Raw genomic sequence first — 11605 nt, forward strand, 5'->3', positions numbered from 1 at the left:
TGCACGGGCGGTGCAGGCTTATCCTCAATGGTGCACAAGGCGTGCAAAATTGTCCGGCCGCATGCCGCACTCTGCGCACTCCCTCCGGGGATTCCGATGTATGGTGCGACAAGCGCCCTATCGCGGGAACCCGAGATGACCGAAACCAAGATGCCGACCTACCAATCCCTGGCGCGATCGCTTTCGGAGCATTCGGTCTCGACGCTGTTCGGCTTGATGGGCGATGCCAATCTGTTCATGGTCGACGATTTCGTGCGCAGATGGGGCGGGCGTTTCGTTCCTGCGGCGCATGAGGGCAGTTCGATCCTGATGGCGCTTGCCTATGCCTATGTTTCGGGCCAGGTCGGCGTGGCAACGGTGACCCACGGGCCCGCGCTCACCAACTGTGTCACGGCGCTTGCCGAAGGGGCGCGCGGGCACCTGCCGATGGTGCTGCTTGCGGGGGACACGCCTGTTTCCAATCCCCGCCACATCCAGGCGATCGACCAACGCGAGGTGGTCAAGGCCACCGGCGCCGGGTTCGAGCAGGTGCGCGCCGGCCCCTGATCCTGGCGGGCGGCGGCGCGATCCATGCCCGCGCGCAGATCATCCGCCTGGCGGATCGGCTGTAGGCACCGCTGGCCACCACGCTCAAGGCCAAGGGTCTTTTTAACGGTCATCCCAACAACATGGATATCTTCGGCACGCTGAGCACGCCTGCCGCCTACGATCTGATCGCCAAGACCGACTGCGTCATCTGTTTCGGCTCGGGTTTGGGCGACTTCACCACCGACCGGGGCAAGCTGATGAAAGGCAAGCGCGTCATCCAGATCGACATCGATCCGGCCTCGATCGGCGGCGGCGTCCATCCCGACGCCGCCCTCGTCGCCGATGCCGGGTTGACCGCTGACCTGATCCTCTACTGGCTCGATGAGGCAGAGGTCGCGCCAAGCGGCTTCACCCGCGAGCTGGACACTTCCGTCCTGACCGCCCATCCCATCGGATCCTCAAGGACGGTCGAGGGCTGCGTGAATTTCGTGGCCGCACTGGAGCGGCTTGAGGCAGCCCTGCCCGAGGACCGCATTCTTGTCACCGACGGGGGCGCTTCATGACTGAGGTCTGGTGCCGGATTTCCGTCCCCGATCCCAAGAGCCTCGTCGTGACCGCCAATTTCGGGTCGATCGGTCTGGGCCTGCAGCAGGCCATCGGCGCGGGGATCGGTCATCCCGAACGGCCGGTCGTCCTGTTCACCGGCGATGGCGGGTTCATGATGGGCGGCATCAACGAGTTCAACACGGCCGTGCGTCTGGGCCTGAACCTGATCGTGATCGTCGCCAACGACTCGGCCTACGGGGCCGAGCATATCCAGTTCCTCGACCGCAAGATGGAACCGAGTCTGACCCAGTTCGACTGGCCCTCATTCTCGGACGTCGCAAGATCCCTGGGCGGACACGGGATCGAGGTTCGCTCCGCCGCCGATCTGGATGCGGCGCTGGCCTCGCTGCAAACGCTCGATCGCCCGCTTCTGATCGACCTTCACCTTGATCCGAACGACGTTCCGCGGATGCGGATCTAGCAGGACCGCCCTACGGAGCCTAACGGCCCCGAGGGTTTCAGGCGTTCGCCGATCGCGCGCTGTTTCGGGCCAAGGCGGAGACCAGGTCCGATCGGGTGACGATGCCGACGATGCGGCTGCCCTCCATGACCGGGACGGCTTCGGCGCGCCCGTCTTCGAGCAGGGGAAGCAACTCGCCGATCGGGGCGTCCCGTGTAACGGTGGGCAGGCCCACCGACATGATATCGCGCGCCCGGGGCGCGGTGCGGCCGGTCGCATTGGTCATCTGCGTCAAGGCCGCGACGAAACCCCTGTGGTCGCGGCGGGCCGCGCGGCGTGCACCGCGGATCAGGTCGATCTGGAAAATGACACCTTCAAGCTGATCATCCGCCGTGACGACCGGAATGGATGTGAACCCGTGCAGGCGAAACAGCCCGGCAACGCGGCCAACCGGTGTGCCGGGGGAAACCGTCACAAGATCGCGCGACATGAAAGCCTCGCATTTGAGGGCGTCCATCTGGTGGACGGCCGCCAGTTGCTCTGCCGCCGCAATCAGCCGCCCGAGGTCCTCGACGCCGAGGTTGCTTGACTGGCGGTTGACCTCAAGGATCTCGCGCAGGTCATCCGGGCTGAGGCCCAGCCGCCGCGCCGGGGTCTGGTCGCTGGTGCCGTGCGGGCCCCCGGTCTCAGGCTGACGAAAGGGGTAGGTGCGCCCGGTCAACCGATGCCAGATCATCGCCAGGCCGACGAGGACCGCCGTCCCCGCCATGACGGGCGCGAAGACAAAGGCGGGGCCCAGACGGTCGATCAGTGCCGGATCGAGCGCCGCGACCAAGGCCACCGCCCCGCCCGGGGGATGCAGCGATCGCGACACGACCATCGCGGCGATCGCGAGGCAGAGGGCCAGCGCGGCGGCGGTGATCGGCTCTCGCAGGAAGGACAGGACAAGGACCGCCATCAGGGCGGAGATGCTGTTTCCCACGACGGCAGACCAGGGCTGGGCAAGCGGGCTGTTCGGGACCGCGAAGAGAAGCACCGCGGAGGCCCCGAAAGGCGCAATCAGGAAGAAACCGTCCCCATGTCGCAGCCAAGGCAGGAGCAACGCAGCGCCGCTGACGACAAACGCCACCCCCGCCCCGAGCGGACCCCGCGCCAGATCAAGCGGCGTGCCACGGCCGATCGCCGGGCCGAAGCCCGACAAAGGGCGGTATGCCCGCCATCCGTGGTTCCCTTTGAGCGGCATACCTCGCCCCGTTTCGCGCGTTTTCGACACTGAGTGCATCCATCGGGAAAAGTCCAGAACGCAGAAGGGCTGAACGCCAACGGGTTCCCGGCGCCCGCGCAAGAATGAAGGCCCGGCTCTGACCCCAGAACGGCGACCGGCCCCACGGGCGCGATCGGTCAGAAGGCGCCGGTCGGACGGGCAAATCCCGGCGGCGAAACCGGCCAGCGGCCCCGATGAAGCCCGCAAATTCTTAGCCTGCGCGGGCCGAGGCCGGGTCTCGCGTCACCTTGTTAACCCGCCATTAGCTCCGGGCGCTGTGAGGTGATGGTCAAGGCAGGTGTTTCGACGTTTCGGAAGAATTGCATGCTCTGCGGTAGAACGAGCGAACCTGGTTCAGATGAGTAAGCCAAGCTCCAAGACGGTTTTGGATCTTCCGGGCCGGGGTCGCAGGCTTCTGCGCCTCGCGTTCTTCTTCAGCCTGTTCACGAACCTGCTGCTTCTGACGGGCCCGCTCTTCATGTTGCAGGTCTATGACCGGGTCCTGGGGTCGCGGTCCGAGGAAACACTCGTGGCGCTGTTTGCGCTGGTTGTCCTGCTCTTCACGCTTTACGCGGTTCTGGAGTTTTCCCGGGGGCGGCTGGTGGCGCGGGTGGGGGCCCGGCTCCAATCGGAGCTTGGGCCGCGCGTGTTCGATGCCATCCTTGAAGACCGGGCGACGCGGGGCGGGCGGCTGAGCCGGCAGGTTTCGCTGGCCGATGTCGAGGCCATTCGGACGTTCTTCTCATCGCCCGTCCTGCTGGCGCTGTTCGATCTTCCCTGGACCCCGCTGTTCCTCGCGGCGATCTTCGTCTTTCACCCGATGCTCGGTTGGCTCGCCATCGCTGGCGGTTCGGTGCTGGTGGTGACGGCGGTCCTGAACCAGATGCTCACCACGCGCAAGATCGCCAGGGCGCAGAGCCTTGCCTTCGGCGCCTCCGGCTTTGCGAAACGTGTGCATGACGCGAGCCCCTTCGCCTGGGCCCAGGGAATGGGGGGCGCGCTTCGCCAGCGTTGGGAGCGGATCGAGGACGAGGGGCTTGCCGGCGCTGTTGCCGCGCATGACTGGACCGGGTCCTTCAGCGCCTTCACGCGCGGTTTCCGGCTTCTGCTGCAGTCTGCCATCCTGGCGCTCGGGGCCTGGCTGGTGCTGCGGCACGAGATGACGGCGGGCGCCATGATCGCCGGATCGATCCTGCTCGGCCGCGCCCTGGCCCCGATCGAGCAGGGCTTGCCGCAATGGCCGGTCGTGCAGCGCGCGTGGACGAGCTGGCAGAACCTCAAGCGCCTGCTCGACACCTGTGAGGACCGGCCCGCGCCCCTGCGGCTGCCGGAACCGGCCGCCGCGATCAATGTCCGCGACATCTCCCTGGTCCTGTCGGCGCAGGACAAGCCGATCCTTCGGGGCATCACCTTCTATCTCCCACCGGGCGAGGCGCTCGGCATCATCGGGAAAAGCGGCTCTGGCAAGACCACCCTTGCGCGGGTCGTGCTCGGCCTCGTGACGCCCAGTGCGGGCGAGGTGCGGCTCGGCGGCGCGACGGTTGAACAATACGGCCCCGCGCGGATCGGCGCGCTTATCGGCTACCTGCCGCAGGAGATCCAGTTCTTCGATGGAACGGTGGCCGAGAACATCGCCCGCATGAGCCTGACCCCCGACCCCCGGCAGGTCGTGGCCGCGGCGCAACGGGCGCGGGTCCATGACGTGATCCTTGAGCTTCCCAAGGGCTATGACACCCTGATCGGCCCCTCCGATACGCAACTCTCGGGGGGACAGAAGCAACGCGTGGCCTTGGCGCGCGCGCTTTATGGCAATCCGATCGTCCTCGTTCTCGACGAGCCGAACTCGGCGCTGGACGCGGACGGCTCCGAAGCGCTGAACCGGGCGGTGGCCGAGATGAAGGCGGCGCAGAAGTCGGTGATCGTCATGACCCACAGGCCAAGCGCCATCTCGCAATGCGACCAGCTTCTGGTCCTCGAAAAAGGCCGCGTCGCGGGCTATGGGCCGCGGGACGAGATCATCAGGTCGATGATGCACAATGCCCAGAACGTGCATCAGGCGATCCGGAAAGGCGGGCGGACGTGAGCAGGGAGCGCACACGCTGGAGCGCCCGCCTGCCCATCGCGCTCGGCTTTCTGGCGATCGCGGTCCTTGTCGGTGGTGTCGGCGCCTGGGCCGTCGGGACGCAAATCGCCGGCGCGGTCATCGCGGCGGGAACGGTCAAGGTGGAGACCGACCGCCAGGTTGTGCAGCATCCCGAAGGCGGCGTCGTCAGCGCGATCCTCGCGCGGGACGGCGACCACGTTGCGGCTGGCGACCTGCTGGTCCGCCTCGACGATACCTTCCTGAGATCGGAACTGGAAATCATCGACCGGCAGCTTCTGGAGATCCATGCCCGCCAAGCGCGGTTCGAAGCGGAGCGCGACGGGCACGAGACGCTTTCCATCGATCTGCCGGACAGCTTCGCGCAGCTCGATCCTGCCTGGGTGCAGGGCCAGATCGAGGGCCAGGTGGCGCTCTTTCAGGCCCGTGCAGACGCGCTTGCACGGGAAACCGAACAGATCGGCGAACAGCAGATCCAGGTGGAGCGTCAGGTGGACGGGCTTCAATCGCAGCTCGACGCCATGCAGACCCAGCTTGCGCTTGTGGAGGAGGAGCTTGTCGGCCAATCGTCACTCTATCGAAAGGGCCTGGTCCCGGTGGCGCGTCTCAGCGCCCTTCGCCGCGCCGAGGCAGAGGCCAAGGGAGAGGCCGGCCGCCTGCAGGCCGCGATCGGGGAGGCGGGCGCCAGGATCGCCGCGCTGGACATCGAGAAGCTGAAGCTTGCAAACCAGCGCCGCGAGGATGCCATCACCCAACTGCGCGACCTGCGCTTTGGCGAGATTGAACTGGCGGAACGCCGTTTGGTGGCGCTGGAAAAACTGGCCCGGATGGAGGTGCGCGCACCCGTTGGCGGGACGGTCTTCGGCTCGGTCGTCCTGGCCGAGAGATCGGTGGTCAAACCGGCCGAGGCGATGATGTATATCGTCCCGACCGACCGTCCGATCCAGGTTTTGGCGCGCATCGACCCGGTTCACATCGATCAGGTCTATCCCGGCCAGACCGCGAGCCTGCGCTTCACCGCCTTTGAGCAGCGGACGACACCCGTCTTCGAAGGCACCGTCCGGCGCCTCTCGGCCGACGCCCTTCGCGACCCGCAGACCGGGGCCTCCTTCTACGAGGCCGTGGTGGAGCTTAGCGATCCGGCAGAGCCCCAACGGGGCGGGCTCGCGATCCTGCCGGGCATGCCGGTCGAGGTCTTTCTCAGGACCGCAGACCGCACCCCGATGAGCTACCTGGTCAAGCCCTTCACCGACTACTTCATGAGGGCAATGCGGGAGGGGTAAGGGCACCGGGGGGCTGCAGCTTGTCGGTGATGATCGCCCGTGGTTGCCCCCAGGGTTCGAAGATCGCCAAGACAAAGGATGGAACAACCGCGCTGTTTGGTCCCGAACGCCGCTGTCTGCCAGCCAGATCCTGTCGCCCGCCCGAGCCGACGCCTGCGCGCCGCCTACAAGCCGCTGTCGGCCCGAGACAGCATCCAGGCATGGGCGGGATCGGTACGGGTTCGCCAGACCCGCCGGGGACCGGCCAAGACGTTCAGATGGGAGACCTCAGGCAGATCAAAGGAAAGGCGCGGCGCCTTGCGGCGTTGGGCTGTCATATCCGTTCTCCTTGGTCGGGCGGTGCAAGGGCAGAGGCGATGCAACCGTTTGCATTCAGCTTCACCGGAACCTCTGCTTGTTTCAAGCGGATCACATGTCGAGGTTCTGCTGGCACGCGAAGGCTACTCCTGATCCCGAACGAAATTGGTTGCACGGAGCCGCACCGGGGTCTGAAAGCGCTGCCGCTTCGCGCGCCGCACGAAGGCGGCCCGGGCAGATGGTTCTGTCGCACGAACATGCAGTTGCTATGTTTTGCCGCGCGATCCCAGGCTTTAAGCTTGACCGAGACGAAGCCACTCCGCGGCTCTCGCGGTCTAACCGGGAAAACCATGATGAGCGATGACACGGAACGGACGCTGGCGCGCGGGCAGCAACGCGGATCTCACGGCCGGCAACAGGAAGAGGGTGTGCTCGTCATCCGAACCATCGCCATGCCCGCGGACACCAACCCGGCGGGAGACATCTTTGGCGGATGGCTGATGTCGCAGATGGATCTTGCCGCCGGCAACATGGCCGGTCGCGTCTCCCAGGGGCGCAGCGCCACGGTGTCCGTGGAGGCGATGCAGTTCCTCCGCCCGGTCAAGGTCGGCGATGAGGTGACGCTTTACGCGACGTTGCGCAAGGTGGGCCGCACCTCCATGCGCATCCATGTGGATGCCTGGGCGCGCCGGAGGTTTTCCGAGAAAGCCGAGAAGGTGACAGACGCTGATTTCGTATTCGTGGCCCTGGACGAAAATGGAGTGCCACGGCCGGTCTTTGAGGACAGCTGACGGTCTTCGTCCCAAGCGGTCGGCGACACGGCGTCCCGCCGGGGCAGGGTGTTCGCGCTGCTTTCCTTGCGGCTGCGGTGCGGGCATTCTGATCGTGAAGGGGAGGGCGGGCGCATGGAAACTATCGGGGTGATCGGTCTGGGCAGGATGGGTGCCGCGATTGCCCAGCGTTTGACGGCGCAGGGCAGGGCCGTCCTGGGATGGACCCGAAGCGGGCGGACGGTCGAGGGCGTGGCGTGCGCTCCGGATCTCGGCACGCTCGTCAGCCGGAGCGACACGTTGATCCTGAGCCTGCTCGACGACGTCGCGGTCGGCGAAGTGCTTGACGAACTCACCACGATGACCCTCGCGGGCAAGCAGATCATCGACACCAGCACGGTGACGCCCTAGGTTCTCCTCTCGCGCCTCGGGGCGATCAGGGCCGCAGGGGGAGTGCCGTGGACGCGCCGATCTCGGGCGGGCCAGAGATGGTCCTCGCCGGGAATTGCGGGGTCTTCATCGGTGGCGAAGACGCGGAGGCGGCGCGGGCGCGCGCGAGTCTCTCGGCGACCTCGGGGCGGATCTTCCACGTCGGGCCCAACGGGACGGGGTTGGTGATGAAGGTGATCAACAACGGGATGATGCAGGCTTACATGGCCGGGCTGGCCGACCTGCTGCCGCTGGCGAAACGGGCCGGACTTTCGCTGGAGAACGCGCTGCGCATCCTGTCGGGCGGGCCGGCCGGCCAGCCGGTCATTGCGGCGCGGATCCCGAAGATCCTCGGCGAGGACGACACGGTGGGGTTTGCCGTCAGCGCGGTCTTCAAGGACAACGATGTCGCCCGGCATGTCCTGAAGTCCTTCGGCCTCACCTCCCCGATACTGGACGTCTTCGCCCACCGCAGAGACGCGATCGAGAAGGCGGGCCTCATGGACCACGACCCGGCGGCGATCCTGCGCAATGCCTACTACGAAGACGGGGACGCACCGCGATAGTCGCGGCGCGTCGGCGCCTGAGGTTGAGGAGGCGAAAAGGTGGATGCTGCCGGGCGACGCCTTACCGTCCGCGCGGCGTTCAAACGCTTGGCGACAGTCTGAGTTGGGCCAGCATCTGGCCGCTGTCGATGACGCCCCAGTGTTCACGCAGCTTGCCGTCCTCGACCCGCAGGATATCGACCCCATCGACCTCGAACGCGCGGCCAGTCGGGCTTTCGCCAAGGAATTCGCCGTGATGCGTGCCGCTGATGCGGACGACGGCCGCGACCTTGCCATCTTCCTCGAAAACCCTCAGCGGCTTGATCGCCAAGTCGGGAAAAGCGACCTTCATCTCCGCCGTTCCCGCCCGGAACCCCTCGCGCGTTGCCGGATGCCCGGGCCAGGGCGCATGATCGAGGAAATCCTCCGACATGAAGTGTTCGGTGGCTGAGATATCCCCGGTCTGAAAGACGGTTTCGTAGAACTGCGTGACCACGTCGATTGCAGCTTTGGTCATGTCGATCTCCCCTTTTCAGTCGTCGAGATACCCGCTGGCACCTCTGAATAAAGGGGTAAATCTTTGCGTCAGTGCAAAATAGTCCTATCTTTGCGAAGCAGTTTTGCAATTATGCAATCATGGATTGGGATGATCTGAAATACGTGCTGGCATTGCATCGGGCGGGTACCCTGGTGCGGGCCGGGAAGCTTCTGCATGTGAACACCAGCACCGTGGGCCGCCGCATCCTCGCGCTGGAGAGAAGCCTGGAAGCCAAGCTTTTTGACCGCATAGGCGGCGGCTACCAGTCGACACCCGCCGCGCTGCGCGTGGTGGCCTGCGCAGAGGAAATGGAGTTGCAGGCCAATGCGATGCACCGGCAGATCAAGGGGCTGGACAACCGCGTGGAAGGTTCCGTGCGGATCACGGCACTGGACAACTTTCTTGATGCGATCGTCGTGCCTGCTCTGCCCGAGTTCCTGCGGCGGCATCCGGGAATAGAAGTAACCCTGGAGTCCGACTTGCGGTTGTTCGAGCTGACCGAAGGGGACGCCGATATCGCGGTGCGATCCGTGAAGCCGGTCAAACCCGAACTGGTCGCGCGCTCACTGGGATCCTTTCCCACCGGTTTCTACCAGCGGCGCGGGATGAACTGGGCAGGTCACCTTCCCCTGATCGGGCTGCCCGACCGACCCGAACATGCCGCCTACAATGACAGCCTTGTCGCGAAGGTTCCGCAAGGCAGGATTGTCGCGCGCGCCAACACCGAGGCACGCATCACCGAACTGGTGAAGCTTGGCCTGGGCATCGGTTTCATCGATTGTTTTGTTGGCGAACCCGACCCCAGCCTTGAGCGGATCCCCGGATTTGGCCTCGCCCTGGCCGAGGTTTGGGCGATCGCCCATGTCGACATGCGGCGCGCGCCACGGGTGCTCGCCACCCTGGATTTCCTCAAGGACGCCGCCGCCCGCGCAGCGGGGAAGACTGTGCCGTAGCCATTTCGGTGGCGGCCCGCGCGTTGCCCCGCGCCAGGTCCTCAAGGCCTGGCGTGAGCTCACCCGGCGGACCTGGCCGGCGGGGTCTTGGTCATGGCGTCGGCGTTGAACCACTGGCGAAGACGGCGCAGGTGGCGCGGCGCGCCATCGGCCTGAAGGCGCCCGTCCGCGATCGCGGCCTCAAGCGCGACATCGCCGCGATAGATCCTGATCAGCGTCTCCAGCGTGGCATCCAGAAACAGGTCGGTTGCCCCGCCGGGATCGGACACGCAGAGGTCAAGGCCACCCTCTTCGCAGACGAACCAGTAGCGGCGCTTGTGCTCCGGCTGGTCGGACACCGAAAGACGCAGCACATGGCGCTTCGACCCAAAGGCCAGGGGATCGACGGAGTGTTCAAGGCCCCAGATCAGGAGGCCCAGATCAAGTTCCCCCTCCGTAAGCTCACGCCGGGTCCAGCGCTGCCCCCAGATCCCGAGTGCGCCGACGAGCGGCAGGAACTCCGCCCCGGCCTCCGTCAGGTGATAGGTCCAGCTCCTCCCCGTCGGGCTTCGCCGGCGCTGGACGAGGCCTTCGGCCTCCAGCTGCCGCAGTCGCCGCGTGAGCAATGTGGCGGACATGTGAGGGACGCCGCGATGGATGTCATTGAACCTTTCCGCACCGGCGCCGAGGTTGCGAATGACCAGCGCGGTCCAGCGCTCGCAGAAGATTTCCGCAGCCTTGGCGATGGGGCAGAATTGCCCATACCCTTTCATGGCGCCCTCCCCTCGGAACGCAGGGTACACCGGACGCCCCGGCCTGAATACTCCAGATCGTGGAGTATCCGCCGGCCGGCCCGACTGGCAACCTTGGGTCCAGGCCAGGGAGGAGAGACCATGATGACCCTCGACACACTCAGCCCCGCAGCACGGATGTGGGGCGCCCCGGGCGAACCCTATGACGGGATCTCGTTCGGCCTTTCCGATACCATCGCGCACACGGTTCAGGCCCTTTGGCCACGCCCCGGCGAGCGGGTCCTCGACATCGGCACGGGCACGGGCTGGGCCGCGCGCCTCGCGGCCTGGCGCGGGGCCGAGGTGACCGGCGTCGACATCGCGCCCGGAATGCTTCAAGCGGCTGAAAGGCTTTCGGCCAGGCTCGATCCGCGCCCCGTCTTCCGCCCCGCGGCGGCCGAGGCGCTGCCGTTCCCCGATGCGCAGTTCGATGGCGTGATTTCGACCTATGGCGTCATCTTCTCGGACGCGCCCTCGACGGCCGTGGCCGAGATGGCGCGCGTGCTGCGCCCCGGGGGGCGCCTGGCGCTCGCGACATGGGCCGACCGGGCCGGAGGCTACATCGCGGATTTCTTCGCCTTGCTCGGGGCGTGGTCCGACGCGCCGCCGCCCTCCACCCCGGCCTCCCCCTCGCCCTTCGACTGGGGGCGCGAGGACTGGCTGCGGCAGGTCGTCGGCGCGCGTTTCGAGATCGAGATCCGCGAACAGGTGACGACGCTCTATGCCCCGGATGTCCCGACGGTCTGGCAGGAATACCTGAACGGCTTCGGCCCCGTCGCGGCGACCCACGCCGCCTTGCCGCCAGAGCGGCGGGAGGCCTTCAGAGCCGCTTTCGCGGAGCTTCACCGCCCGTTTGCAACCGGCCTCGGCCTGGTCATTCCCCGGACCGCGCTCGTGGTCCGGGGCGTGCGGCGCTGAAACCGCCCCGTCCTGACGCCCGTCCTGATCTTCGGCGCCTTGTGGACGGCCCGAAGCGCTGAGGCCGGGGGGACGCCCGCCGAGCCTGCGGACCGAACGGTCTGGGCGGGGTCGATCTTTGGTCCGTTCGGTCTGTGGCGGGGCGATCTTCAGCCCGATGCCGGGGGCCCTTCGCGCTTAGAACTCAGGCCCAGATCGAGGAC

Annotated in this window: 14 protein-coding genes; 10 read left to right on the plus strand and 4 right to left on the minus strand. The window is 66.5% G+C overall.

Annotated elements, in window-relative coordinates; translation table 11 throughout:
• Positions 1 to 135 precede the first annotated feature (135 nt).
• From OE647_RS16920 to OE647_RS16930, 3 genes are all read left to right on the plus strand, one after another.
• A complete protein-coding gene (locus OE647_RS16920) occupies positions 136 to 546 on the plus strand; it encodes a thiamine pyrophosphate-binding protein (protein WP_263722941.1) in 411 nt (136 codons plus the stop codon).
• Between the two features lie 122 nt (positions 547 to 668).
• Entirely contained in the window at positions 669 to 1091 is a 423-nt protein-coding gene (locus tag OE647_RS16925; RefSeq protein WP_263722942.1) for a hypothetical protein, read from the plus strand.
• Positions 1088 to 1555 (plus strand): thiamine pyrophosphate-dependent enzyme, encoded by a 468-nt coding sequence (locus tag OE647_RS16930; RefSeq protein ID WP_263722943.1) that lies wholly within the window; start codon positions 1088 to 1090, stop codon positions 1553 to 1555. Before OE647_RS16925 ends, OE647_RS16930 begins: the two co-directional genes overlap by 4 nt.
• Before the next feature lie 37 nt (positions 1556 to 1592).
• Here the strand turns inward: OE647_RS16930 and OE647_RS16935 are convergent, their stop codons facing one another.
• A complete protein-coding gene (locus OE647_RS16935; protein WP_263722944.1) occupies positions 1593 to 2777 on the minus strand; it encodes an HPP family protein in 1185 nt (394 codons plus the stop codon).
• A 379-nt stretch (positions 2778 to 3156) separates the two neighbouring features.
• Between OE647_RS16935 and OE647_RS16940 the strand changes: the two genes are divergently transcribed.
• Positions 3157 to 4881 carry a type I secretion system permease/ATPase gene (locus OE647_RS16940; RefSeq protein WP_263722945.1) on the plus strand — a complete coding sequence of 575 codons (1725 nt, stop codon included), beginning with the start codon at positions 3157 to 3159 and terminating at the stop codon, positions 4879 to 4881.
• A complete protein-coding gene (locus OE647_RS16945) occupies positions 4878 to 6182 on the plus strand; it encodes an HlyD family type I secretion periplasmic adaptor subunit (RefSeq protein WP_263722946.1) in 1305 nt (434 codons plus the stop codon). The genes OE647_RS16940 and OE647_RS16945 overlap by 4 nt, the downstream gene beginning before the upstream one ends.
• Positions 6183 to 6346: 164 nt before the next feature.
• Here OE647_RS16945 and OE647_RS16950 read toward each other — a convergent pair whose 3' ends face one another.
• Entirely contained in the window at positions 6347 to 6499 is a 153-nt protein-coding gene (locus tag OE647_RS16950; RefSeq protein WP_263722947.1) for a hypothetical protein, read from the minus strand.
• A 333-nt stretch (positions 6500 to 6832) separates the two neighbouring features.
• Here OE647_RS16950 and OE647_RS16955 point away from each other — a divergent pair, with 333 nt between their 5' ends.
• The 3 genes from OE647_RS16955 to OE647_RS16965 are packed head-to-tail and all read left to right on the plus strand — an operon-like array spanning position 6833 to position 8244.
• Positions 6833 to 7270, plus strand: a complete 438-nt coding sequence (locus tag OE647_RS16955) for an acyl-CoA thioesterase (RefSeq protein ID WP_412174971.1) — start codon at positions 6833 to 6835, stop codon at positions 7268 to 7270.
• Between the two features lie 48 nt (positions 7271 to 7318).
• Entirely contained in the window at positions 7319 to 7660 is a 342-nt protein-coding gene (locus tag OE647_RS16960) for an NAD(P)-binding domain-containing protein (RefSeq protein ID WP_263722948.1), read from the plus strand.
• A 47-nt stretch (positions 7661 to 7707) separates the two neighbouring features.
• Positions 7708 to 8244 (plus strand): NAD-binding protein, encoded by a 537-nt coding sequence (locus OE647_RS16965; protein WP_263722949.1) that lies wholly within the window; start codon positions 7708 to 7710, stop codon positions 8242 to 8244.
• Between the two features lie 79 nt (positions 8245 to 8323).
• Here OE647_RS16965 and OE647_RS16970 read toward each other — a convergent pair whose 3' ends face one another.
• Positions 8324 to 8740: an ester cyclase gene (locus tag OE647_RS16970; RefSeq protein WP_263722950.1), complete on the minus strand. Its 417-nt coding sequence runs from the start codon at positions 8738 to 8740 to the stop codon at positions 8324 to 8326.
• Positions 8741 to 8859: 119 nt separating this feature from the next.
• Here OE647_RS16970 and OE647_RS16975 point away from each other — a divergent pair, with 119 nt between their 5' ends.
• Positions 8860 to 9714, plus strand: a complete 855-nt coding sequence (locus tag OE647_RS16975; protein WP_263722951.1) for a LysR family transcriptional regulator — start codon at positions 8860 to 8862, stop codon at positions 9712 to 9714.
• Between the two features lie 59 nt (positions 9715 to 9773).
• Here the strand turns inward: OE647_RS16975 and OE647_RS16980 are convergent, their stop codons facing one another.
• The gene (locus tag OE647_RS16980; RefSeq protein ID WP_263722952.1) at positions 9774 to 10466 is read right to left on the minus strand and encodes a winged helix-turn-helix transcriptional regulator; all 693 of its coding nucleotides are present in this window, start codon (positions 10464 to 10466) and stop codon (positions 9774 to 9776) included.
• A gap of 123 nt (positions 10467 to 10589) precedes the next feature.
• On the opposite strand from OE647_RS16980, the gene OE647_RS16985 reads away from it, so the two are divergent.
• Positions 10590 to 11402 carry a class I SAM-dependent methyltransferase gene (locus OE647_RS16985; protein ID WP_263722953.1) on the plus strand — a complete coding sequence of 271 codons (813 nt, stop codon included), beginning with the start codon at positions 10590 to 10592 and terminating at the stop codon, positions 11400 to 11402.
• The last annotated feature ends 203 nt before the right edge of the window (positions 11403 to 11605 follow it).

The sequence above is a fragment of the Albidovulum sediminicola genome (genome assembly GCF_025751575.1).
Taxonomy (GTDB): domain Bacteria; phylum Pseudomonadota; class Alphaproteobacteria; order Rhodobacterales; family Rhodobacteraceae; genus Albidovulum; species Albidovulum sediminicola.